We start from the raw sequence: 23,949 nt of genomic DNA, 5'->3' as shown, positions 1-23,949 counted from the left end.
TGCAGATTTCAGCGGGCCGCGGCGATGATCAACCGGCGAGCAGACAGGCGTCGCCGCGGGTCGGACTGCGCTGGACGAAGGCCGGACGCTCGGCGGCGCAACGGGTCTCGGCGACGACGCAGCGATCCCGGAAGGCGCAGCCGGCCGGGAGTTCGGCGAGATCGGGCGGCGCACCCGGGATGGTCTCGAGCCGGGAGCCCGGCACGGCATGCTCGACGCGGGCGGCCAGCAGACCGCGCGTATAGGGGTGTCGCGGCGTCCGGACCACGTCCGCCACCTTGCCCTCCTCGACGATGCGCCCCGCATACATGACCGCGACCCGGTCGGCGACCTCGACGGCGACGCCGATATCGTGGGTGACGAAGATCACCGACAGGCCGAGTTCGCGCTGCAGGTCGCGCAAGAGCAGGAGGATCTGGATCTGCACGGTGGCGTCGAGCGCCGTGGTCGGCTCGTCGGCGAGCAGGACCTTCGGATTGCAGGCGAGCGCCAGGGCGATCATGGCCCGCTGGCGCATGCCGCCGGACATCGAACTCGGATAGGCGGCGAGACGCCTCTCCGGCGCCGGGATGCTGACCTTCCTGAAGAGGGCCAGTGCGCGCGCCTCGGCCTCCGCCGTCGATACGCTCTCGTGGCGGCGGATCGTCTCGACGATCTGGCGGCCGACCGTATAGACCGGGTCCATGGCGAGGCCGGGATCCTGGAAGATCATCGAGACCTTGCGGCCGCGATAGTCGGCGAGTGCGCGCGGCGACAGGGCGAGCACATCCTCGCCGTCGACGCGGATCGTGCCCTCCATGCGCGACCGGGTCTTCGGATGCAGCCGCAGCAGAGAGCGCAGTGTGACGCTCTTGCCGGAACCGGATTCGCCGAGCAATGCGACCACCTCGCCCGGGGCGACCGAGAGGCTCACGTCGTCGACCGCGCGGACCGGCTTGCCGCGGCCGGTGAAGGTGACGCTCAGGTTGCGGATGTCGATCATCGGGGTCATGCGGACACCGCCAGGGCGGGAGCGCGGGAATGGCCGGAGCCGGCGGCGCGCATCAGGCAGGCGGCGGCGTGGCGGGCACCGGCCCGGTCGGTCCCGGTCGCGGCCATCGCCGGTTCGGTGGCCGAGCAGACCGCCTCGGCGACCGAACAGCGCGGGTGGAAGCGGCAGCCCGGCGGCGGGTTGATCGGGTTCGGCGGATCGCCGGTCAGCGGCGGCCGCTCGACGCGATGGTCGGGATCCATGCTCGGCATCGAGGCGAGCAGGGCGGCCGTGTAGGGATGGGCGGGCTGGCCGAACACCGCGTCGCGGCCGCCGAGCTCGGCGACCTTGCCGAGATACATGACCAGCACGCGGTCGACCATGAAGCGGACGACGTTCAGGTCGTGCGAGATGAAGATGTAGGTGAGGTTGAACTCCTGCTTCAGGTCCATGAGCAGGTTCAGCACCTGCGCCTCGACCGACTTGTCGAGCGCCGAGACGGCCTCGTCGAGGATGACGAGGCGCGGATTCATCGCCAGCGCGCGGGCGATGTTGATGCGCTGGCGCTGGCCGCCGGACAACTCGTGCGGGAAGCGGCCGGCGAAACGCGCCGGCTCCAGGCCGACGCGGGCGAGCAGGTCGTGGGCGCGCGAGATCGCCTGGCGCGCCGGCAGGCCATGCACCTGAGGCCCGAAGGCGATCGAATCCTCGATGGTCAGGCGTGGATTGAGCGAGGCGTAGCTGTCCTGGAAGACCATCTGCACCTGGCGGCGGTACTCGGTCAGGCTGAGCGCGCCGCCGAGTTCCTCGCCGTCGAAGACCAGCCGGCCGGCATCGGGCGGCATCAACTGCATCAGCAGCCGCGCGGTCGTCGACTTGCCGCAGCCGGACTCGCCGACGATGCCGAGCGTTTCGCCCTTGATCAGGTCGAAATCGACGCCGTCGACGGCGCGCACCACGGTGCCGTCGCCGAAGGGCGAGCCGCCGACCTTGAAATGCTTGACGAGGCCGGTGACGGAGAGCAGCGGCTGGGCCGGGCCGCCGCGGTCGCGCGGGTCGAGCACGGTCTTCTTCGGGGCGCGCCAGACGTCCGGCGGCCAGACCGATTCGGCGTTGCGGGTGGAGACCGGCGGGACAGGTCCGGTCATGCCTTTACGTCCATGGCGGAGCGCAATCCGTCGGAAAGCGTGTTGAAGGAGATCGAGGTGATGAAGATCATGATGCCCGGCAGGGCGGCGACCATCGGCTGGGTGTAGATCGCGGTGCGGAGCGTGTTCAGCATCAGGCCCCATTCGGCTTCCGGCGGACGCACGCCGAGGCCGAGGAAGGACAGGCCGGCGGCGAGGATCATCGAGACCGAGATCAGGCTGGTCGCATAGACGAAGACCGGGCCGAGCACGTTGGGCAGGACATGGATGCGGATGATCTTGGCGGCGCCGGCGCCGCTCGTCCGGGCCGCCTCGACATAGTCGAGACTTCGGACCTGCGTGGTGACGGCCTCGGCGATGCGGGTAACCGGCGGGATGAACACGATGGTCAGCGCGACCAGCGCGTTCAGAAGGCCCGCGCCGAGCGCGCCGGACAGCGCCACGGCGAGCAGGACCGACGGGAAGGCGAAAAAGATGTCGGCCGTGCGCATGATCACGGTGTTGAGGAAGCCGCCCGCATAGCCGGCGGTGACCCCCAGGATGGTGCCGATGACGAAGGCGACCGGGACCGGCGTGACGCCCATGATCAGCGACAGGCGCGAGCCGTAGATCAGGCGCGAGAGCATGTCGCGGCCGAGCTCGTCGCCGCCGAGCGGATAGCCGGGCGTGCCGATCGGCTTCAGACGGCGCAGCATGGTCGCCTTGGCGGGGTCGGCCGGCGCCAGATAGGGCGCGAGGATCGCCATCAGGACGATCAGCACCAGGATCGCCAGCGCCGCCATGGCGAGCTTGTCGCGGCTGAGGCGGGTGAAGACGCCGCTCCAGTAGCCGGGCGAGCGGGCGACCACGGTCGGCACGGCGGGCGAGAGCGACACCACGGCCTCAGCTCCTCTTCACACGCGGATCGACCGCCGCCTGGGCGACATCGACGACGAGGTTCAGGACCACGAAGAACATGGCCAGCACCAGGATGGTGCCCTGGAGCAAGGGCAGGTCGCGCTGGAAGATGGCGGTGTTGAGCAGGAAGCCGGTGCCCGGCCAGGCGAACACGGTCTCGATCAGGATCGAGCCGCCGAGCAGGTAGCCGAGCTGCAGGCCCATCACCGCAAAGGCGGTCGGAGCGGCATTCTTGACCACATGGGCGAAGACGCCGCGGTCGAGCAGGCCCTTGGCGGTCAGGCCCTGGACGAATTCCTGGCTCAGGATCTCGGCGACGAGGGCGCGGAGCGTGCGCGCGATGATGCCCATCGGGATCACCGACATGGTCACGGCCGGCAGGATCAGGAAGCGCAGATACTCCCAGTCGAGGCTGCGCGTGTCGGACGAGCCGTTCGGGCCGCCGCCGGTCGCCGGCAGCAGATTGAACTGCACCGAGAAGATGATCACCAGCACCATGCCGAGCCAGTAGTGCGGCACGCTGACGCCGATCACCGCCAGGAAGCTGGCCAGCTTGTCGATCCAGCTGTTGCGGAAATAGCCGGCGACGAAACCGAACAGGGAGCCGAAGAAGAAGCCGATCAGGGTCGCGGCCGCCGCCAGGATGACCGAATTGACCACCGCGCGGCCGACCTCGGCGGCGACCGGGCGGCCGGTGGCGATCGAGATGCCGAGATCGCCGGTCAGCACCCGGCCAAGCCAGAGGACGAACTGGACCGGCAGCGGCTGGTCGAAGCCGTAGAGCTTGCGCATCTCGGCCTGGGTCTCCGCCGAGGCGTCGGTCGGCAGGATGGCGGTCAGCGGGTCGCCCGGCGACAGATGCACGAGCAGGAAGCAGACCACGCTGACCCCCAGCGCCACCGGCAGGATCAGGAGCATGCGCTTCAGCACATAGGACAGCATGCGTCGGAAGCTCCGGGGCCGTTGGCCTTGAGAGGGGGGTGTTGCGGGGCCGCCGGGTGCCGGGACCCGGTCGGAAGGCGGCGAGAGACCCAGTCGGCGCCCGGGAAGGGACGGGCGCGGCGCGCGAGGCGCCGCGCCGGCCGGATCAGTCCATCGTGATGGAGGAGAAGTTCTGGAACCAGTTCTGCGCCTGCACGAAGCCCTTGACCTTCGCGCTCATGGCGCGGGCATTGACGTCGTGGGTGACCATCAGGAACAGCGCCTCGTCGACATACTTCTCGTGGATCTTCTCCAGGGTCTTCTGCTGCGCCGCCGGATCAAAGGTCGTGCGGACCTCGTCGAACAGCTTGTCCATCGCCGGATCGCAGTAGTAGCCCCAGTTGGTGCCGGCCGGCGGGGCCAGGTTGCACTGCAGGTGACGCATGAAGCCGGTGAAGGGGTCCTGGATGAAGTAGGTGTAGTTCATCCCCGTGGCGCCCTTGGAGCTTTCATGCTTCGCGCCGGCACGCCAGATGTTGATCAGCGTGTTCCACTCGACCACCTCGAACGACACCTTGATGCCGACCTCGGCGAGGTTCTGCTGCACGAACTCGTTCATCGGCAGCGGCAGCATATGGCCCGAGCCCGACGGCGAGATCAGGATCTTGGTCTCCAGCGGCTTGGACGGGCTGAAGCCGGCCTCGGCGAGCAGCTTCTTGGCCGCCTCGGGGTCGTATTTCAGCTTGAAGGTCGGCTTGCCGAACCACTGGTGGCCGGGCGGCATGAAGCCCTCGGCCGGGATCATCAGGCCGGACAGCAGTTCCTTCATGCCCTCGCGGTCGACCGCCAGATTGGCCGCCTTGCGCACGCGCACGTCGTTCCAGGGCGAGCCCTCGACGCGGGAGAGATGCCAGGTCCAGTTATGCGGATAGGCGTTGGTGACGATCTTGAAGCCGGCGGACTTCAGCGACGGCACCGTATCGGGCGCCGGATTCTCGATCCAGTCGACCTGGCCGGACCGGAGCGCGGCGACGCGGGCGGACGGTTCCGGCAGCGGCACGACGACCAGCTTGTCGAGCTTCGGCACGCGGGTCTTGTCCCAATAGTCGGGATTCGGGACCATCTCGGCCTTCTCGCGCGGGACGAAGGACACGATCTTCCACGGGCCGGTGCCAGACGGGCTCTTGGCGTAGTTGTCCCAGCTCTTGCCCTGCTTTTCCCAGTTGGCCGGGGAGGACATCATGATCCAGGCGAGCTGGTAGGGCAGGGTGGCGTCGGGGGTCTTGGTGACGATCTCGACGGTCAGCGGATCGATCACCTTGTAGCTGGCCACCGCCGGGATGCGCGAACGGCCCTGCGCCGACTGGCGCGGATCGAACTGGGCGGCATCCTTGTTGAGCAGCTTTTCGAAATTCCAGACGACGGTGTCGGCATTGAACGCGCTGCCGTCATGGAACTTGACGCCCGGACGGAGCTTGAAGGTCCACTTGGTCTTGTCGGTGGCGTCGACCGTCCAGGAGGTGGCGAGGCCCGGGATGATGGTCGACGGCTTGTCCGAGGCGGTCAGATCCCACTCGATCAGCGAATCATAGGCCGTATAGCCGAGGAAGCGCATGCCCTCGCCGCCATTGTCGGTCTGGCCGGTGGTCAGCGGGATGTCCGACGCGGTCATGCCGACGCGCAGGGTGCCGCCGGCCGAGGCCAGGACGGTCGAGCCGAGCAGAAGCATGCCGGCGGCGAAGGATTTCGAAAGAACGCTGGTGACCATATCGGACCTTCGGGCTGTTGATGAGGCTAGGCTCGGACATGCGGTCTTCAAGAAGCGTGCCGGGCGGGGCGCGCGCGACCGGGACCGCCGTCCGGAGGGCCGACGCCGGCTGTGCGAGCGGCGCGGGGCGCGGGAGAATTCGGAAAACTCCTGATGGATCGGTCCGGGCGGGCGCAGATGCCGTCGTGTCGGCCGTCGCACGGGGCCGGGCCGGAGCCGTGACCACGGCTGCCTTGATGGTGCACAAACATTGCGCATATTTCTTGATTTGATCAGAAAATAGTCAAATCTCGGTCCTGGGCCCGGCACCTGTGTGCTGCCCGTCGGGCGGGTCGCAGTCGATCATTTACAATCCGGAAATCGGGACACCTTCGGGCGATTCCAGATTGATCAGAAACATCATGTACTTGCAACCGTAAGGCTTGCTGTTCCGCGGTCCATCCGGCATTGTCCGGCCCGAGTTCGTGCGGAGTTCGTTTACCGACGGGGAAGCGGCCGGACGCGGTCGCCGGGTCAAGAGGAGAGTGCGTGATGTCGAGATGGGGGGCGGCGGCGCTGGGTCTGCCGCTGTTGGCGACGGCGGCGATGCCGGCGTTTGGCCAGCCGGGCTATCAGCAGGTGGACTATACCCGGGTCGGATCCTTCGCGATCCTGCAGATTTACGAGAAGGGACAGTTCAACCGGTGCACCGCCTCGATGGGGCCGGGTCCGACCATGCTGCGCTTCGCCGTGACGCCCCAAGGCCTCTACACCGTGTCGGTGCCCGATCCGGGCATCCGCGGTGGCCCCGTCCAGGCGACCTTTCTGTTCGAGCGCGGGCCGAACATCCCCCTCCCGGTCGGCGGCACCGGCGGGCGGGTCTGGTTCGCCATGCCGGATGCCATGGTGCAGACCGTCTCGGCCCATCGCGGTCAGATGATGGTCGACCTGACCGGTCCGGGCGTCCCCAACGGCATCGCCAGCTATCGCTGGACCTTGAACGGCATGACCACCGTGCTGACCGCGCTCAGCGAGTGCATCGCGGTGTCGACCGGCGGCGGCCAGGCCGCCGCCGCGCCGCCCCGGCCGCCGTCCGGCGGGTTCGGCCAGACCCAGCAGGGCTTCGGGCAGGCGCAGGGCGGCGGTCAGGCTCAAGGTTTCGGGCAGGCGCAAGGGTTCGGCCAGGCCCAGGGCGGCGGTCAGGGGCAGGGCTTCGGCCAGGCCCAGGGCGGGTTCCAGGGCCAGCAGGGCGGTGCGCCGGCGGCCGGCCAGCCGACGGGCATCCGCGAGGAATACGCCACGGCAGGTCCCTGGACGATCGAGTATTTCAAGCGCGATCCGCGCGGCAAGGTCCTGTTCTGCTCGACGACGCGGATCCTGGCGTCCGAGACGGCCATCCGCTTCCGCCTCAACGGCAAGTCCCTGCTGATCGACTTCATGGGCGAGTCCACCGGGGCGCTCGGCCGGCAGGTGCCGGTCAGCTACACCTTCTCGTCGAAGAAGTACAACACCCGCAACACGGTCAAGGGCGTCGCCGTCGCCACCACGGATCCCGAGGGCGTGGAGTGGCTGTCCCTCTCTGAGCCTAAGGGCACCGGCCACTACGAGCTCCTGGCCGATGCCGACACCGTGACCATCCAGGGCGGCGGCAAGACCTGGCGCTACGCCTTCGGCGAGACGACCGGCCCGATGGAGAGCGTCATGGAATGCGTTCAGAAGTACATTCCGTTCTGATCCTGTCGGGGATCGGCGAAACGAAAGCGGCGGCCGGAGCGATCCGGCCGCCGCTTGTTTTCGTGCGGTGTTCCGTCAGCCGACGTAGCCGAATAGACGCGGCAGGAACAGGACCGTCTGCGGCACCAGGAGCATGATCAGGAGCGCGATCCCCAGGACCCCGATATAGGGCCAGATCGCCTTGATGATGGTCCGGAGCGGAATGCCCGTGATCGCGTTGATGACGAACAGCAGCACCCCGTAGGGCGGCGTGATCAGGCCGATCATGCAATTCACGACGGCGGTGACGCCGAAATGGACCATGTCGATCCCGAGCGCCTTGCAGGTCGGGATGAACAGCGGAATGATCACCAGGATGATGGTGGTCGCATCGAGCAGGCAGCCGAGGATCAGGAACAGGACGTTGACGCCGAGCAGGAAGACCAGCGGCGAGACGTCGAGCCCCTTCATCAGCGCGGAGACCTGGGCCGGGATGTTCTCGGCGGCGACGATGTAGTTGAAGATCAGCGAGGCGCCGATGACCAGGCCGACGGAGGCGGTCGCCCGGCCGCTCTCCAGGAACACCGAATAGAGCGTGCCGAAGCTGACCGCGCGGTAGAAGAAGGTCGCCAGGATCAGCGCATAGAGCGCCGCGATGGCGGCGGCCTCGGTCGGCGTGGTCGCCCCGCCATAGATGCCGAACAGCAGGATGACCGGCATCATCAGTGCCGGGAAGGCACGCAGCGTCAGGCGCGGCAGTTCCGCGCGCGGCACGGGCACTTCGAGCGGGACATTCTCGATCCGCGCCATCCGGGCGTTCAGGATCATCAGGGCGATGCCCATCATGATGCCGGGGATGAAGCCGCCGAGGAACAGATAGCCGATCGAGGTGTCCGAGATCAGCGCATACATGACCATCGGGATCGATGGCGGGATGATCGGGCCGATGGTCGAGGCGGCCGCCGTGATCGCCGCGGCATAGCCGGCCGAATAGCGGTTCTCCCGCCGCATCATCTCGATGATGATCTTGCCGAGCCCGACCGCATCGGCCACCGCCGAGCCCGACATGCCGGCGAAGATCATGTTGGCGACGACGTTGACATGGCCGAGCCCGCCGCGGAAGCGGCCGACCAGGGCGAGGCAGAACTTCAGCAGCCGTTCCGAGATCGTGCCCGCGTTCATGATGTTCGCGGCGGTGATGAACAGCGGAATGGCGAGCAGCAGGAAGCTGTCGTAGATGCCCTGGATCATCTGCTCGGCGGCAAGCCCGACATCCTGTCCCTTCAGGAACAGGTAGAGGATCGAGGAAACGATCATCGACAGCGCGACGGGCGCGCCGATGCCGGCGAGGCCGAACAGCAGCGCGATGCACCAGTAGAAGGCGGGGCTCATAGGGAGTCCTCCCGCTCGAAGGCCGACATCGGCGCCCCCTTGGCCAGCCGGACCGCGCGGATCGCGTAGCGCACGATCATCCCGGCCAGAAAGGCCAGATAGACCGAGAACAGGTAGTCGAGCCGGATGCCGAGCATGTCGCTCGACCGGATCGCCTTGAAGGAGATGTAGTCCCAGGTGGCCGGCACCGAGGCCAGGAAGCCGCCGGCGAGGAGGACCGCGCTGATCAGCGCATAGATGCGCCGGGTCCGCTCGCGGCCGGCATTGTAGATCACGTCGAATTTCACGTGGTCGCGGTCGTCGAGCAGGAAGGCCGCGCCCCAGAACACGGCCCAGAGCCAGGTGTCGAGGATGACCTCGTAGGCCCAGTCGACCGGCGCATTGAAGACGTAGCGCGAACCGATCTGGACGATGAAGGCGGCGAACATGACCGCCATCAGGATGACGAGCACGTTCTCGGCCCGCTTGTGCAGAAAATGCATGACCGCCCGCATGGCCGGTTCCCCTCCCTTGGCCACAGCCGATAGGACGGCGGCCCCCATCCGCTTCAGCGCAGACGGGGACCGCCGCATGGCATCGCGTCCCTGTCCGGTCCGGGTCCGTTCAGCGGCAACCGGTCAGGGACCATGCCTCCGGCGGGGCGGGCATTGGGCCAGCCCCGCCTTCGGGCCGTCACTGGATGGCGTTGATCTTGTCGACCAGACCCGCCGGCCAGTCCTTCGCGAATTTGGAGGTCAGGTAGTCGGCCTGAACCTTCTTGCGGAAGGCGGCAACGTCGGGCGCATAGACCTTGAGGCCCTGCTGCTTGAAGAAGTCGACCAGATCGTCCTCGAGCTTCAGCTGGGCCTGGCGCGCGGCCTCGGCGGCGGCGTCGGCGGCCTTCTGGACGGTCGCCTGCTGGTCGGGGGTGAACTTGTCCCAGACCTTCTTGGAGAAGGCGAGATAGTTCTGGTCGACCAGATGGCTGGTCAGGACGATCTGCTTGGTGACCTCGTAGAACTTGGAGTCCTTGTCGGTCGGCAGCGGGTTGTCCTGGCCGTCGATGGCGCCGGTCTGCAGTGCGGTATAGATCTCCGTGAAGGCCATCGGCAGCGGGTTGGCGCCGAGCGCCTTGCCGAGGAACAGCCAGGCTTCCGAATTCGGCATGCGCAGCTTCATGCCGGCGAGATCCTCGGGCGTCTTGATCTCCTTCTCGGTGCGCAGGTTGAGCTGGCGGCGGCCGAGATACATGACCGAGAGCAGCTTGACGCCGAGCTTGTCCTCGGTGGTCTTCTTCAGGCCGTCCATCAGGTCGGAGGCGAACACCTTCTTCTGGTGCTCGGCGTCGCGCAGCAGGTAGCCGGCGGTGAAGATCGACCAGGCCGGGATCAGGGTGGCCAGTTCCTGCGCCGAGGTGATCGACATTTCGAGGTTGCCGCGGGCGATCGCCTCGAGCTCGGTGCCCTGCTTGAACAGCGTCGCGTTGTAGTGCGGCTGGTAGGTGGCGAAGCCGGCCACGGCCGGGCCGAAATGCTTCTCGAGGCCGATCGCGCGCTGGTCGGTCGGGGTCAGCGGCGCCGACATGCGCAAAAGCGGCTTGTCCGCCTGGGCGCGGGCGCTCGAAAGGCCGAAGCCGGCAACGGCGGCGCCGGCGAGGGAGGCCTGCAGAAGCGAGCGGCGGGAAAGTACGGTCATCGGGCTTCCTCCTTGGGTTCTTGCTTGGTTGTCAGCGGCTCTTCGTTAAGCCCTGGGGATCGCGGCCGCAATCTCGATCCCCGGGTCTTGCCCTGGATCATAGAACGTCGAAATGGGCCTGCATCCGATCGGGATCGGGTTCGGCTCCGGTGAATAGCCGGAAGGCGCCGACGGCCTGGAAGACCGCCATCCCGCCGCCGGCGAGAATCCGGCAGCCTTTGGCGCGCGCCGTCGCCAGAAGCTCGGTCTTGAGCGGGAAGTAGACGATGTCGGCGACCCAGTGGTCGGGCCGGATCAGCGCCTCCGGCAGCGGCAAGCCGGGATATTTGGCCATGCCGACCGGCGTCGCGTTGACGATGCCGGCGCTGCGCGCGGCATCCGCGGCCGAGCCCGCCTCGGCCCGTCCGGCACCGAAACGAGCGCACAGATCACCGGCCAGTCCGGCGGCCCGGGCCGGATCGGTGTCGACGACGGTCAACCGGCCGGTCCCGAGCGTCATGAGTGCGTGGGCGACCGCCACGCCGGCCCCGCCGGCGCCGAACAGGATGGCCGATTCGAGGGATTGTCCGGGCATGTTGCGCCGGAAGCTCTCGGCGAAGCCCCACCAATCGGTGTTGTGGCCGATGGCACGATCGCCCTCGAACACGACAGTGTTGACAGCGCCGAGCTCCCGGGCGTCGTCGGAGAGACCGTCGAGATGGGCGATGACCGCCTGTTTGAACGGGTGCGTCACGTTGAGGCCGGCAAAGCCGAGCCGGCGCGCGGCCGCAAGGATGCCGCCGAGTTCGCTGTCGGGGAGACCGAGGCGGTCGAAATCGATCAGGCGATAGACGTAACGCAGCCCGAGCTGGTCGGCCTCGCGCTCGTGCATGGCTGGCGTCTTCGAGAGCTGGATGCCGCGTCCGACCAATCCGACCACGAAGGACGGCGCGCGCAGGGGCGCGCGTTCGGTAGACGGACCCGTCGCGGGGCGTTCGGCAGCGGATGACGGCAAGGGCATGTCCTCGACCCGGTATGTGGCGTCCGGACCCGTCTGGCGCAGGTCTTCGAGCGTCCGATCCTTCATCCGGGTGCATGGCCGATCCGTTGCCGGGGCCCTTGCGCAGCCCGGACCCTGGCGGATCCGACGGGTCGGACTATGTACGAACCGGTTAGTATGTCAAGATTGCATCGATTCAGATGCCGCGATCCGCCCGTTCGGGGCGATCCCGAAACTTGCGAACATGCGCTACTGTCCCGCGCATCGATACGGTAGGCGGTGCGTCGGTCTCGCATCGGGTGGGGGGCCGGCTCCGGCCCGACGGCCGGGCATGCCGACAGCCGGGGCATGCGGGCGGGCGATGTGGCGGACAAGCCGACCGGGAGCCGGCATTCCGCAGAGGAGTTGGTTGATGAAGGACGGCGGAGTGCCTGACGGGGGAGTGCCTGACGGGGACAAGGGCGCGGGGCGGGACAGGCCGGCCGCCCGCGGCCCGGCCCTGCGCGCCAACGATCCGGAGAATACCCGCCGCAACATTCTCGACATTGCCAGCCGGGAATTCGCCGAGAAGGGCTTCACGGGCGCCCGCGTCGACGAGATCGCCGCCCGGACCGAAACCTCGAAGCGGATGATCTACTACTATTTCGGCGACAAGGAGGGGCTGTTCGTCGCCGTTCTGGAGGAGGCCTACAAGAGCATCCGCGCCCGCGAGGCGGAACTGAAGCTCGATCATCTCTCGCCCGAGGACGCGATCCGGGCGCTGGTCGGCTTCACCTTCGACTTCCAGAACGACAACGAGCAGTTCGTCCGCATCGTCATGACCGAGAACATCCACTACGGCGCGCATCTCGGCTCGTCGCGCATCCTGCAGGACCTGAATGTCTCGGTGATCGACACCATCCGCTCGATTTACTCCCGCGGCGTCGCCGAAGGCGTGTTCCGGCCGGGCATCGACGAGATCGACCTGCACCAGACGATCAGCGCGCTGTGCATCTTCAACGTCTCCAACCGCTACACCTTCTCGCGCATCTTCAAGCGCGACCTGACCGACCCGGAGGTACGCGCGCGTCGGCGGGCTTCGGTCATCGAGACCGTGGTCCGCTCTCTGAAGGCTTGATCGCGGCGGGCGGACCGGTCAGCCTGCCGGCCTCCCTTTGCCCAGACCGCGAGGCCGTCATGGTTCCCGATTCGAACAGCGTGCTCCTGGTCGTCGACGTGCAGAACGGATTCCTGCCGGGCGGCAGCCTGGCGGTGCCCGACGGCGATGCCGTCATCCCGGTGATCAATGCCCTCGGCCGGCATTTCGCCCAGGTCGTGCTGACCCAGGACTGGCACCCGGCGGGGCACATCTCCTTTGCGTCCAGCCATCCCGGCAAGGCGCCGTTCGAGACCGTCGAGCTTGCCTACGGCACCCAGGTGCTTTGGCCGGATCACTGCGTGCAGGGGACGGACAGCGCCGAACTGGCCGCCGGGCTCGACCTGCCGCAGGCGCAGATGATCATCCGCAAGGGCTGCCACCCGGCCGTCGACAGCTATTCGGCCTTCCGCGAGGCGGATCGGACGACGCGCACGGGTCTGGCCGGCTACCTGCGCGAGCGCGGCATCGAGACCGTCTATTGCGTCGGTCTCGCCACCGATTTCTGCGTCGCCTGGAGTGCGATCGACGCGGCGGAGGCCGGCTTCCGCACGATCGTGATCGAAGAGGCCTGCCGGGCGATCGATACCGGCGGCTCGCTCGCCCGGGCCTGGGTGGACATGGAGCGGGCCGGCGTGACCCGGCTTTCGGCCGCCTCGATCGGCTGAGGCGGCCGGACGGCGCGCGAGGCCGCCCGGATCGCCGGAACCGACGAGAGCGTCGTCAGGTCCGGAGCACCCGGTAGATGGCCGGGATGACCAGCACGGTCAGCAGCGTCGAGGAGGCGAGGCCGAACAGCAGCGACAGGGCGAGGCCCTGGAAGATCGGGTCGGTCAGGATCACGGCCGCGCCGATCATGGCCGCCAGGGCGGTCAGCAGGATCGGCTTGAACCGGATCGCGCCGGCCTCGATCAGGATGTCGGCGAGCGGCCGCGCCCGCGTGACCGGACCCTCGGGCGTGGCGACCGTCTCCTCGCGCGGGGCGTGGCGGACGAAGTCGACCAAGAGGATCGAGTTGCGCACGATGATGCCGGCAAGCGCGATGAAGCCGATCATCGAGGTCGCCGTGAACGGCGCATGGAACAGCCAGTGGCCGCCCAGGATGCCGATGAAGGTGAGCGGGATCGGGGTCAGGATGACCAGCGGCAGCTTGAAGGAGCCGAACTGGGCGACGACCAGGATGTAGATGCCGAGCATCGCCACCATGAAGGCGGCACCCATGTCGCGGAAGGTGACCCAGGTCACCTCCCACTCGCCGTCCCAGAGCAGCACCGGACGGCTCTCGTCGGCCGGCTGGCCGTGCAACGCGATGCGCGGCTTCTCCAGCCCGGTCCAGTCCTGCCGGTGGAGCGCCTCCTGGACGGCGAGCATGCCGTAGAGCGGGGCCTCATAGGCACCGGCGAGCTCCGCCGTGACCATCTCGGCGGCCCGGCCGTTGTGGCGGAACACCGGATAGCTCGCGGTCTCGTCGTTCAACCGGATCACGTCGCCGAGTTCGACAACGCCGCGGTCGCCGGGCAGGACATTGGCCGGGATCGGCGTGGTCAGGGCGCGTTCGTCCATGACCCGGTCGCCCTTGGGGCGCGCGAGCACGATCGGGATGGCGGCCCGGCCGCCGCCGCGATGCGAGTAGCCGACCGTGGTCGAACCGTTCAGGATCGCGAGCGTGTCGAGCACGTCGCCCTCCTCGACGCGGAAATACTCGATGTCGTCGGCCGACAGCGTCGCCCGGATGCGTCGTGCCGGCATGCCGTAGCTGTCGTCGACATCGACCACGAAGGGCACCGACCGGAAGGCCGCCGCGACCTTGTCGGCGGTGCGCCGCCGGGTCTCGGCATCGGGGCCGTAGATCTCGGCGAGCAGGGTCGCCATGACGGGCGGACCCGGCGGCGGTTCGACCACCTTCAGCGACGTTCCGGCCGGTACCGGCACGGCGGCGATCTGGCGGCGCAGGTCGAGCGCGATCTCGTGGCTCGAGCGGGTCCGTTCGGCCTTGGGCTTGAGGTTGAGCTGGACATCGCCGAGCTGCGGCTCGGCCCGTAGATAGGCGTGCCGGACGAGGCCGTTGAAGTTGAACGGCGCGGCCGTGCCGGCATGGGTCTGGACCGAGACGACCTCCTTCATGCCGAGCGCCACCTTGGCGATCGCCTGGGCGGCGGCGTCGGTCGCCTCCACCGATGCGCCTTCCGGCAGGTCGATGACCACCGCCAGTTCCGACTTGTTGTCGAAGGGCAGCAGCTTGACGGTCACGTCCTTGGTGTAGAACAGCGCCAGGGAGCCGAGGGTTGCGGCGCCGACGGCGAGCAGGAACACCCAACTCGCCGCCTTGGAGGCGAGAATCGGCCGGGCGACGCCGGCATAGAGCCGTCCCAGCCGACCGCCGGCGCCGTCATGGGCGTCATGCCCGTGCAGCGGCGCCTTGCCGGCGACCTTGAGCATCAGCCAGGGCGTGACCGTCACGGCGACGAAGAAGGAAAAGATCATCGCCGCCGAGGCGTTCGACGGGATCGGGCTCATATAGGGGCCCATCATGCCGCTGACGAAGAGCATCGGCAGCAGGGCCGCGACCACCGTCAGGGTCGCCACGATGGTCGGGTTGCCGACCTCCGCGACCGCCTCGATGGCGGCATCGCGCCGCGAGCGGCCGTCCTTCATGCCCCAGTGGCGGGCGATGTTCTCGATCACCACGATGGCGTCGTCGACCAGGATGCCGATCGAGAAGATCAGGGCGAACAGCGAGACGCGGTTGAGCGTATAGCCCATCAGCCGTGCGGCGAAGAGGGTCAACAGGATGGTGACCGGGATCACCACCGCGACCACCAGCGCCTCGCGCCGGCCGATCGAGAACCAGACCAGCGCGATGATCGACAGCGTGGCGAGCCCCAGATGGAACAGGAGCTCGTTCGCCTTCTCGTTGGCGGTCTCGCCATAGTCGCGCGTCACCGCGACCTCGATCCCCTTCGGGATGAGGCTGCCGGTCAGCCCGTGCACCCGCTCCAGGATCGCCTCGGCGACCGTCACCGCATTGGCGCCGGCACGCTTGGCGACCGCCAGCGTGACCGCCGGCACGCGGACGGCGACGCCGTCCGGCCCGCGCGCGACATGGGCGACATGAAGGTCGGCCGTATCGGAGACGAAGGCCACGTCGGCCACGTCGCGGACATAGACCGGACGGCCGTCGCGTGTCGTCAGGAGCAGGTTGCCGACAGCGGCCGGCGTCTGCAGCGTCTCGCCGGCGATGACGTCGATCTGGCCGGCCTGGCTGCGCACCAGCCCGGTCGGAACCGCACGGTTGGCGGCCTTCACCTTGGCGGAAAGCTGCTGCAGGGTGACGCCGTAGAGTGCGAGCTTGTCGGGATTCGGCGCGATGCGGATCGCGTCGCCGGTCTCGCCGACCAGATAGGTCAGCCCGACATCGTCGATCTTGGCGATCTCGGTGCGCAATTCGCGGGCGATGCGGGTGAGGTCGGCCGCGGTCACGCCGGCGGCGGCCTCCGGCTTCGGGGCCAGCGTCAGGGAGACGATCGCCACGTCGTCGATACCGCGGCCGACGATCTGCGGTTCCGGGATGCCGACCGGGATGCGGTCCATGTTGGCGCGCAGCTTCTCGTGCACGCGCAGGATGGCCGCGTCGGCCGGGGTGCCGACCAGGAAGCGGGCGGTGACCAGGGCGCCGTCGTCGCGGGTCTGCGAATAGACGTGATCGACGCCCGAAATCGCCCGGACGATGGTCTCGAGCGGCTCGGTGACCAGCTTGACCGCATCCTCGGCCCTCAATCCGGGCGCCGAGACGCGGATGTCGACCATCGGCACGGAGATCTGTGGCTCCTCCTCGCGCGGCAGCGTGACGAGGGCGACCAGACCCATGGCGAGAGCGGCGAGCAGGAACAGGGGGGTCAGCGCGGAACCGATGAAGGCCCGCGTCAGCCCGCCGGCAAGGCCGAGCTTCATGGTGTGACCACCTCGTCGCCAGCCGCGAGGCCGGTCAGGATTTCGACCTTGTCGCCGTCGCGCTCGCCGATCACGACCGTGCGTTCGACCGGCCCGCTGGGCAGCCGCACGGTCACGAAATCGAGCCCGGAGCGATGGACGATCGCCGCGGCCGGGATCATCGTCACCTTGCGCATTCCGATCGGGACGCGGACCAGCACGCGCGCGTCGACGAACAGGGTCGGCAGGCCCTGGACCTCGACATCGGCGACGATCCGGCCGTTGCCGATCTGCGGATAGAGCTTGACCAGCCGGCCGGTCGCCGGGCCGGTGTCGGTCTCCACCGTCAGGCCGGCGCCCTCCTTCAGAAGCGGCGCGTGGCGTTCTGGGATCGCCAGGCGCAGGAAGAAGCCGCCCGCGCCGATCGTCGCCACCGTCTCGCCCGGCAGCAGGACAGCGCCGCGGGTGACCGGCACGGTCAGGATCTTGCCGTCGGCAGGCGCCAGCACGTTGCCTTCGGTGCCCTGCTGCACGATGACGAGGCGTTGCGCCTCGGTCGAGGCGATCTGGTTGCGGAACACGTCGGCCTGGGTGCGCAACTGGTCGAGACGCTGCGCCGTGGCGACGCCCCGGTCGACCAGGGACTGGGTTCGGGCGAGTTCGGTCTCGGCATTCTGCAGTTGGGCGACGATCGCCTTCAGCTGGGAATCGAGCGCGGAGACCTGGAAGGCGATCTTGTCGTCATGGACGATGGCGATGCGCTGCCCGGCCTTGACCGCGTCGCCCTCGGAGACGAGCAGTTCGGTCAGGGTGCCGCCGACCCGGGCGCGCGCCGGGATCGTATCGCGCGCCTCGACGCGGCCGTAGACGGCCTTCCATTCCGGCACCGTGACGGGTTCGATCTTCAGGGAACCGGCCCGCGTCGGGGTGGGGCCTGCCAGGACGAGGCCGGCCAGGACCAGGGAAGCGGCGGACAGTGCGGCAAGGGCCAGGCGCATCGAAGTCCCCCGATCAGAAGGCGCAGCCGGGCTTCACGCCGAGAGCCTTGAAGACCATGGCGGCCGGACAGAAGCCGGTGAAGGCGGACTGGACCATATTCAGGCCGACGAAGACCGTCAGCCAGATAAACTGCGGATGGACCAGGACGGTCAGGATCACGGACAGGAGCACCATGGCTCCGGCGAAGGCGAGGATGATGCGGTCGAGCGTCATGGGAGACCCTTTCGTTTTGTAATTTAGAAAATACGCATGTACGAAAATAATTCAACCCTCACCGTATCATGCGATCGGGAAAAAGAAGCGGCCTTGTCAACGGGCCAGCGGCAGGCCGTGGGCCCGCCACGCCGAAATGCCGCCCGCCATATGGGTATCGTGTGCGAAGCCGAGCGCACGGCAAACCGTGATGGCCTGGGCCGATCGGGCCCCGGAAAGACAATAGAAGACGACGGGGCGTCCTCCGGGAAGGGTGCCGGCAAGGTCGCGCAACCGCGACAGCGGCATGTGGATGGCACCGGCGATATGGCCCTGCCGCCATTCGCCGTCCTCGCGGACATCGACCAGCGTAATCTGCCCCGACACCGCCTGCGCGTGGGCATCCTGAGGCGTGAGGCTGTGACCTGTCGGACGGCGACCGAAACCGAACATCGCGGGCTCCTTTTTAGTTTGTATTTTCGTATTCACTAATATAATGTGATATTGAAGATCGCAAGGGCAAAGCGGTCGCGGACCGGCACGGACCACCGAATGCCGGAACACGGGAGGATCAGCATGGCAAGGGTCGCAGTCCTCGGCGCCGGTCTCGGCGGCGTCATCATGGCCTACGAACTGAGGGACATCCTCGGGCCGCAGCACGAGATCGCCGTCGTCAACAAGGGCTCGAAATACTCCTTCGTCCCGTCCAATCCCTGGGTCGCCGTCGGCTGGCGCGACCGGGAGGCGATCGAGGCGGATCTGGCGCCGGTCTTCGCCAAGCGCGACATCCGGCTTCATCCGCAGGGCGCCGCTCGGCTGCATCCGGCGGAAAACCGCATCGAACTGACCGATGGGTCCTCCGTCGACTACGACTATCTGGTCGTCGCGACGGGTCCGGATCTCGCCTTCGACGAGATCGAGGGGCTCGGTCCCGACGGTCACACCCAGTCGATCTGCCAGGTCGACCACGCCCTGATGGCCAAGCAGGCCTTCGACCGCCTGGTCAAGGCGCCGGGTCCGGTCATCATCGGGGCCGCCCAGGGCGCCTCCTGCTACGGGCCGGCCTACGAATTCGCCTTCGTTCTCGACAAGGCGCTGCGCGACGCCAAGGTGCGCGACCGGGTGCCGATGACCTTCGTCACCGCCGAGCCCTATGTCGGCCATCTCGGCCTGGACGGCGTCGGCGACACCAAGACCCTGCTCGAAAGCGAGATGCGTCAGCATCACGTCAAATGGATCTGCAACGCCAAGATCGATCGGGTCGAGGCGGGTCGGATGCTGATCTCCGAATTGACCGACGACGGCGCCCCGAAGGCGTCGCACGAGCTTCCCTTCGCCTACTCGATGATCCTGCCGGCCTTCCGCGGCGTGCCTGCGGTCCGCGGCATCGACGGCCTGACCAATCCGCGCGGCTTCATCCTGGCCGACAAGCACCAGCGCAATCCGACCTTCCGCAACGTGTTCTCGGTCGGCGTCTGCGTCGCCATCCCGCCGGTCGGCAAGACGGCGGTTCCGGTCGGCGTGCCGAAGACCGGCTTCATGATCGAAAGCATGGTGACGGCCACCGCCCACAATATCGCCCGTCTGGTTGAGGGGCGCGAACCGGATGCCGAGGCGACCTGGAACGCTGTCTGTCTGGCTGATTTCGGCGACGGCGGCGTCGCCTTCGTGGCCCAGCCGCAGATCCCGCCGCGCAACGTCAACTGGTCCTCGTCGGGCCGCTGGGTCCATGCCGCCAAGATCGGCTTCGAACGCTACTTCCTGCGCAAGATCCGGATCGGCAAATCCGAGCCCTTCTACGAGCGCCTCGCCCTGCAGGCCCTCGGCATCGACAAGCTGAAGGCGGTCAAGATCGAGGAAGAGGTCTGACCGGATCCACGACGTCCGACCTCAGGCGCCGGGCGCCGCGGCGCGGCCTGCCATGCCGCATTTCGACGGCGCACGGTCGCAACTGATGTGAAACAATGGCGCCGGCGCCGGGTGGATGCACCGGGCTGCCGGCTCTTCTGCGACCGAGGGAACCATGACCGCACTTGCCGTGGCGCATTCGAGACTTGCCCATTTCCCGGTCGTCTTCTTCGCGACCGTGATGGGGCTTTCGGGCCTGGCGCTGGCGGTGACCCGGGCGGAGCATGCGCTCGGCCGGGCACCGGTGGCCGGCACGGCGGTCGCCGCGGTGGCGCTGCTGGTCTTCGCCGCAATCGCCGCGACCTATGCGCTGAAGGTCGTACGGCATCCCGACATGGTCGCTGCCGAATGGCGCCATCCGGTGCGGATGGCCTTCTTTCCGGCGGCGGCGATCTCGCTGATCCTGCTCGGCACGGCTCTGCAGGCGGCGGTGCCGTCCCTGGCCCAGCCGCTCTGGGCCGCCGGCGCCACCCTGCAACTGATCGGCAGTCTCTCGGTGGTTTCGGTCTGGATCGGCCATCGCGCCTTCGAGACCCCCCAGTTGACGCCGGCCTGGTTCATCCCCGCCGTCGGCAACGTCCTGGTGCCGATCGCGGGCGTCGGCTATGGCGCGCTCGAGGTCTCCTGGTTCTTTCTCTCGGTCGGGCTGGTCTTCTGGCTGATCCTGCTGACGCTGGTGTTCAACCGGCTGATCTTCCACCCGCCGATGCCGGACCGGCTGCTGCCGACGCTCGCCATCCTGGTCGCGCCGCCGGCCGTGGCCTTCCTCTCCTGGACGCGACTCGGCGGCGGCCTCGACCCGTTCGGACGCATCCTCTACTACGCCGCCGTCCTGTTCGCCCTGGTGGTACTGACCCAGGCCGGCCGCCTGCGTCAGGTCGGTTTCGCCATGTCCTGGTGGGCCTATTCCTTCCCGCTGGCGGCCCTCACGGTGGCGACCTTCGTCTATGGCGAACTGGCCGGCTCGGCCGCCCATGTCGGTGCCGGCTTCGGTCTCGCCGCACTGACGACGGCGGTCATCGGTGCGCTCGCCGCCCGGACCGTCGTCGGCATGATGCGGGACGAGATCTGCCGGCCGGAATGACGGCGGCGCCGGGTCGGTTGCCGGCCGGTGGCCGGGCGGTTTGAGGCGCAGCCGCCATCACGCAGTCAGGATGCCCGGGCGATCCATTGGGCGATCTGCCCGGCGCTCATCACGCCGGACTGGCGTGCCATCTCGCGGCCGCCCTTGAACAGGATCATGGTCGGGATCGAGCGGATGCCGAAGGCCGCGGAGGCTTCCGGCTCGGCATCGGTGTCGAGCTTGAGGAAGCGCGCCTTCGGGCCGGCCGCAGCGGCGGCTTCCGCGAATTGCGGCGCCATCATCCGGCAGGGTCCGCACCAGGCCGCCCAGAAGTCGACCACGACGGGGATGTCCGAGCGTTCGATCGCGCGATGCAGCGCCTCGCCGGTCGCGTCGACCGGCTTGCCCGGAAAGAGCGACGTTCCGCATTTCGGACATTTGGCCTGGCGCCAGTCGGCTGCCAGACGGTCCTCGGGGATGCGGTTGACGGCTTGGCAGCTCGGGCAGGTGACATGGGTCATGACAGGTCCCTCAACGGCAGTAGATGTCATAGAGGACGGCGATCAGGCGGCGGACCTCGTCGGAGGCGAGCCGATAGTAGATGGTCTGGCTCTCGCGCCGGGTCGCGACGATGCCGAGATCGCGCAGCCGGCCGAGATGTTGCGACAGTGCCGACTGGGTCAACCCGACCGCGTCCGCCAAGGCGCCGACCGACATTTCCTGGTCCATCAGACGACACAGCGCCATCAGGCGCTTGGTGTGGCCGAGTGCGTCGAGCAGGCGCGCGGCACGGTCGGCCTTGCCTTCGAGACGGTCCAGATCCCAGGCGGTCGCATCGCAGAGCGTCGGCTCCGTAGCCGGAATGGACGTCATGGCGCTCTCGTCAAATCGGCCTACATGCGGCCGCGCGGCCGGCCCGGGTCTTCGCAAAGATGGTCGCCGCTTCTTATTAGAAAGTATATTCGAAAGATCTAAAATTCAAGGAGCCTCACGCCGCTCCGGAGGATTTGACCTGGGATTGCGGCGCGGACGGCGCGGCGGCGCCTTCGGGTTGGGAAAGCAGGCGGTCGGTCAGGCCGGCGCCGACCCACATGGCGACCAACGTGATCCAGGCGACGGTGGCGAAGACCGCGGCGCCGGAGACGCCGGCCCCGACCGCGCAGCCGCCGGCCAGCATGCCGCCGAAGCCCATCATCACCGCGCCGGCGAGATAGCGGCGCATGGACCGGCCGCCCTCGAATCCCTCCAGGCGCAGCGTGCCGCCGAGCCAGGCGGCGAGAAACGCGCCGGCAAAGACGCCCGGCACCAGGGCGGTATCGAAATCCGGCAGGGCCGGGCGGTTGAGGACATACATCAGCGTGTTGGCCGACGGGCCGGTGAAGGACAGGCTGTGCACCGGCGTCGGGTCGAAAGCCAGTTCGGCGAGCCCGCTGGTGAAGACCCAGCCGGCGGCGACCGCCAGTCCGACCCCGATCGCACCAAGCCATTCCGACGGCCTCAATCCGGACCGCAGCGCATAGCCGAGGCCGGCTGCGAACCAGATCAGTCCGATGATCAGGCCGGCGGTCTCATTGAGACCGAAGACGGCCAGCGCGTCGAGCGTCTTGGGATCGCCGATCGTCCACAGCCCGGCCATCCAGTCGCGCAGCGGCGACAGCGCTCCGCGCAGCGAGGCCTGCGCGGTGACCGCGAAGACCAGCCCGGCAAGCAGCGCGCGCAGATTGCCGGTCGCCGACAGGACCAGCAGGCGGCTGGAACAGCCCCGCGCCAGAACCATGCCGGCACCGAACAGGAGACCGCCCAAGACGGCGCCGGACACCGACATCGGCGCCGACAGCTGGCGGATGCGCGAGGGCGAGATCAGTTCCCAGCCGAAGGCGAGCCGGGTCGCGATCAGGGCGGCCGAGAAGGCGAGCAGCCAGACGGCGATCCGGTCGGTGAAGCGGAGATGGAAGAAGTCGACCGCTGCAGCGCGCAGACAGAAACGGCTCCGCTCGGCTGCGGCCCCGAACAGGAGGCCGATCAGCGCGCCGCCGATCGCGGCCGCTGCGGCCTCGCCGACCCCGTCCACGAGCCATTCCAGCATGGCGATCTCCGGTCTCGCTATATTATGAAAGACGAATATAGCAGGCGGCCGATCCGTGTCTTGATCGGTATCAAGCCGGACGGCCGCCGGCACGCCGTCAGCGCGAGAAGAGGCTGCGCAAGGCCTCGGAGAGACGGCCCTCGAGGATGAAGGCGATGCCGAACCGGCCGCCGAGATAGAGGCCGGCGAGCGCGAAAGGCCAGCTGACGGCCAGCAGGGAGCCGGCCGTCAGGCCCTGTCCGATGGTGCAGCCGCCCGCCGCGACACCACCGAGCCCCATCAGGGCGGCGCCGGCAATGTGGCGCCGCATCTCGCGCTGGTCGTCGAAGGCTTCCCAGTGGAACTGGTCCTTCGCCCGCGCGGCGATCCAGGACCCGGCGATCACGCCGAACACGCTGGCGGCGCCGAATTCGGCTGCGTCGCCGGCCCCGATGACGAGGCCGAGCACGGCGCGCGCCACCGGGCCGACGAAGGTCAGGCTCTGCGGCCGCGCGGCGGCGAATTCGTCGGCGAGCAGCGTGGTCGCGGCCCAGCCGGCGACCACGCCGAAGCCGAGCGTCATCCCGGCGGCGAGCATGCGCGGCGTGCGCAGCAGGCGCCGGTCGCGCAGGATCCAGACGATCAGCGGCGCCACCAGCAGCCCCGTCGCGGCAAGCCGGCCGCCGGCCGTGCCGCTCCAGGCTTCGATCAGCGCCGGCAAGTCGGAGCGGGTGCCGTCGGGCATCGGCAGGCGGATGCGTTCGATCACGTCGATCCGGACCCCGTTCAGCGAGCCGCGCAGCGCCGCATAGGCCATGCCGGCAAAGACCAGCACGACCACCAGACTGCGCAGATCGCCGCCGCCGAGCCGGACCAGACTGCCGAGCCCACAGGTGCCGACCAGCGACATGCCGACCCCGAAGGCGAGGCTGCCGAAGACGATGCCGACGATCGGCACCGCCGCGGGCACATAGGTGGTATGGGCGGGATCGAGGAGACCGGCGACGACCAGCGCCTGGGTACCGACCAGGGCGATGACGAAGGCGAGCGCGAAAACCTTGAGCCGGCGCGCATCGCCGATTGTTATCCAATCCTCCAGGGCGCCGAAGGAGCAGAGCCGGCCGGCCCGCATGGCATAGCCGCAGGCGGCCCCGATCAGGAAGCCCGCCGCTCCGCCCGCCCAGTCCGCCGCGATGCTCACCCGGCCCCTCCCGGC

22 protein-coding genes are annotated in these 23,949 nt (G+C 68.3%); 5 read left to right on the top strand and 17 right to left on the bottom strand.

Annotation, left to right across the window (positions count from 1 at the left end):
* Window positions 1-28: 28 nt before the first annotated feature.
* From KL771_RS08835 to KL771_RS08815, 5 genes are all read right to left on the bottom strand, one after another.
* Window positions 29-991 (bottom strand): ABC transporter ATP-binding protein, encoded by a 963-nt coding sequence (locus KL771_RS08835; RefSeq protein WP_261968185.1) that lies wholly within the window; start codon window positions 989-991, stop codon window positions 29-31.
* On the bottom strand, window positions 988-2,118 hold the full coding sequence (locus KL771_RS08830; RefSeq protein WP_261968184.1) for an ABC transporter ATP-binding protein: 1,131 nt from the start codon (window positions 2,116-2,118) through the stop codon (window positions 988-990). The genes KL771_RS08835 and KL771_RS08830 overlap by 4 nt, the downstream gene beginning before the upstream one ends.
* A complete protein-coding gene (locus KL771_RS08825; RefSeq protein WP_261968183.1) occupies window positions 2,115-2,996 on the bottom strand; it encodes an ABC transporter permease in 882 nt (293 codons plus the stop codon). Before KL771_RS08825 ends, KL771_RS08830 begins: the two co-directional genes overlap by 4 nt.
* A gap of 4 nt (window positions 2,997-3,000) precedes the next feature.
* On the bottom strand, window positions 3,001-3,957 hold the full coding sequence (locus tag KL771_RS08820; RefSeq protein ID WP_261968182.1) for an ABC transporter permease: 957 nt from the start codon (window positions 3,955-3,957) through the stop codon (window positions 3,001-3,003).
* A gap of 145 nt (window positions 3,958-4,102) precedes the next feature.
* On the bottom strand, window positions 4,103-5,665 hold the full coding sequence (locus KL771_RS08815; RefSeq protein WP_390866579.1) for an ABC transporter substrate-binding protein: 1,563 nt from the start codon (window positions 5,663-5,665) through the stop codon (window positions 4,103-4,105).
* Between the two features lie 570 nt (window positions 5,666-6,235).
* Here KL771_RS08815 and KL771_RS08810 point away from each other — a divergent pair.
* Window positions 6,236-7,417: a hypothetical protein gene (locus KL771_RS08810; protein ID WP_261968180.1), complete on the top strand. Its 1,182-nt coding sequence runs from the start codon at window positions 6,236-6,238 to the stop codon at window positions 7,415-7,417.
* Window positions 7,418-7,492: 75 nt separating this feature from the next.
* On the opposite strand, the gene KL771_RS08805 is transcribed toward KL771_RS08810, so the two are convergent.
* The 4 genes from KL771_RS08805 to KL771_RS08790 form a co-directional block, all read right to left on the bottom strand.
* Window positions 7,493-8,788 (bottom strand): TRAP transporter large permease, encoded by a 1,296-nt coding sequence (locus KL771_RS08805; protein ID WP_261968179.1) that lies wholly within the window; start codon window positions 8,786-8,788, stop codon window positions 7,493-7,495.
* Window positions 8,785-9,282 carry a TRAP transporter small permease gene (locus KL771_RS08800; protein ID WP_261968178.1) on the bottom strand — a complete coding sequence of 166 codons (498 nt, stop codon included), beginning with the start codon at window positions 9,280-9,282 and terminating at the stop codon, window positions 8,785-8,787. Before KL771_RS08800 ends, KL771_RS08805 begins: the two co-directional genes overlap by 4 nt.
* A 178-nt stretch (window positions 9,283-9,460) precedes the next feature.
* Complete coding sequence (dctP, locus tag KL771_RS08795) at window positions 9,461-10,462, bottom strand: TRAP transporter substrate-binding protein DctP (protein ID WP_261968177.1); 1,002 nt, start codon at window positions 10,460-10,462, stop codon at window positions 9,461-9,463.
* 97 nt (window positions 10,463-10,559) lie between these two features.
* Complete coding sequence (locus KL771_RS08790) at window positions 10,560-11,528, bottom strand: shikimate dehydrogenase (RefSeq protein WP_261968176.1); 969 nt, start codon at window positions 11,526-11,528, stop codon at window positions 10,560-10,562.
* A 355-nt stretch (window positions 11,529-11,883) separates the two neighbouring features.
* Here KL771_RS08790 and KL771_RS08785 point away from each other — a divergent pair, with 355 nt between their 5' ends.
* Together KL771_RS08785 and pncA are read left to right on the top strand one after the other, a co-directional pair.
* A complete protein-coding gene (locus KL771_RS08785) occupies window positions 11,884-12,558 on the top strand; it encodes a TetR/AcrR family transcriptional regulator (protein WP_261968175.1) in 675 nt (224 codons plus the stop codon).
* A gap of 59 nt (window positions 12,559-12,617) precedes the next feature.
* The gene (gene pncA / locus KL771_RS08780; RefSeq protein ID WP_261968174.1) at window positions 12,618-13,244 is read left to right on the top strand and encodes a bifunctional nicotinamidase/pyrazinamidase; all 627 of its coding nucleotides are present in this window, start codon (window positions 12,618-12,620) and stop codon (window positions 13,242-13,244) included.
* A gap of 55 nt (window positions 13,245-13,299) precedes the next feature.
* On the opposite strand, the gene KL771_RS08775 is transcribed toward pncA, so the two are convergent.
* From KL771_RS08775 to KL771_RS08760, 4 genes are all read right to left on the bottom strand, one after another.
* Entirely contained in the window at window positions 13,300-16,527 is a 3,228-nt protein-coding gene (locus tag KL771_RS08775) for an efflux RND transporter permease subunit (RefSeq protein WP_261968173.1), read from the bottom strand.
* Window positions 16,524-17,504 (bottom strand): efflux RND transporter periplasmic adaptor subunit, encoded by a 981-nt coding sequence (locus tag KL771_RS08770; protein ID WP_261968172.1) that lies wholly within the window; start codon window positions 17,502-17,504, stop codon window positions 16,524-16,526. The genes KL771_RS08775 and KL771_RS08770 overlap by 4 nt, the downstream gene beginning before the upstream one ends.
* A 13-nt stretch (window positions 17,505-17,517) precedes the next feature.
* Complete coding sequence (locus KL771_RS08765) at window positions 17,518-17,718, bottom strand: YgaP family membrane protein (RefSeq protein ID WP_261968171.1); 201 nt, start codon at window positions 17,716-17,718, stop codon at window positions 17,518-17,520.
* 96 nt (window positions 17,719-17,814) lie between these two features.
* Entirely contained in the window at window positions 17,815-18,150 is a 336-nt protein-coding gene (locus KL771_RS08760; protein WP_261968170.1) for a rhodanese-like domain-containing protein, read from the bottom strand.
* Between the two features lie 123 nt (window positions 18,151-18,273).
* On the opposite strand from KL771_RS08760, the gene KL771_RS08755 reads away from it, so the two are divergent.
* Together KL771_RS08755 and KL771_RS08750 are read left to right on the top strand one after the other, a co-directional pair.
* A complete protein-coding gene (locus KL771_RS08755; protein ID WP_261968169.1) occupies window positions 18,274-19,566 on the top strand; it encodes an NAD(P)/FAD-dependent oxidoreductase in 1,293 nt (430 codons plus the stop codon).
* Window positions 19,567-19,720: 154 nt separating this feature from the next.
* Window positions 19,721-20,689 (top strand): SLAC1 anion channel family protein, encoded by a 969-nt coding sequence (locus KL771_RS08750; protein WP_261968168.1) that lies wholly within the window; start codon window positions 19,721-19,723, stop codon window positions 20,687-20,689.
* Window positions 20,690-20,754: 65 nt separating this feature from the next.
* Here the strand turns inward: KL771_RS08750 and trxC are convergent, their stop codons facing one another.
* The 4 genes from trxC to KL771_RS08730 all read right to left on the bottom strand — a co-directional run bounded on the left by trxC (window position 20,755) and on the right by KL771_RS08730 (window position 23,934).
* Complete coding sequence (gene trxC, locus KL771_RS08745; protein WP_261968167.1) at window positions 20,755-21,189, bottom strand: thioredoxin TrxC; 435 nt, start codon at window positions 21,187-21,189, stop codon at window positions 20,755-20,757.
* 10 nt (window positions 21,190-21,199) lie between these two features.
* Entirely contained in the window at window positions 21,200-21,541 is a 342-nt protein-coding gene (locus KL771_RS08740) for an ArsR/SmtB family transcription factor (protein ID WP_261968166.1), read from the bottom strand.
* A 115-nt stretch (window positions 21,542-21,656) separates the two neighbouring features.
* The gene (locus KL771_RS08735) at window positions 21,657-22,754 is read right to left on the bottom strand and encodes a YeeE/YedE family protein (RefSeq protein ID WP_261968165.1); all 1,098 of its coding nucleotides are present in this window, start codon (window positions 22,752-22,754) and stop codon (window positions 21,657-21,659) included.
* Window positions 22,755-22,851: 97 nt separating this feature from the next.
* Window positions 22,852-23,934 carry a YeeE/YedE family protein gene (locus KL771_RS08730; RefSeq protein ID WP_261968164.1) on the bottom strand — a complete coding sequence of 361 codons (1,083 nt, stop codon included), beginning with the start codon at window positions 23,932-23,934 and terminating at the stop codon, window positions 22,852-22,854.
* Window positions 23,935-23,949: the final 15 nt, after the last annotated feature.

This window comes from Prosthecodimorpha staleyi (assembly GCF_018729455.1).
GTDB classification, from domain to species: Bacteria; Pseudomonadota; Alphaproteobacteria; order Rhizobiales; family Ancalomicrobiaceae; genus Prosthecodimorpha; species Prosthecodimorpha staleyi.
The sequence above is the reverse complement of the archived record's forward strand: the minus strand, read 5'-3'. Positions and strand labels throughout refer to the sequence as shown.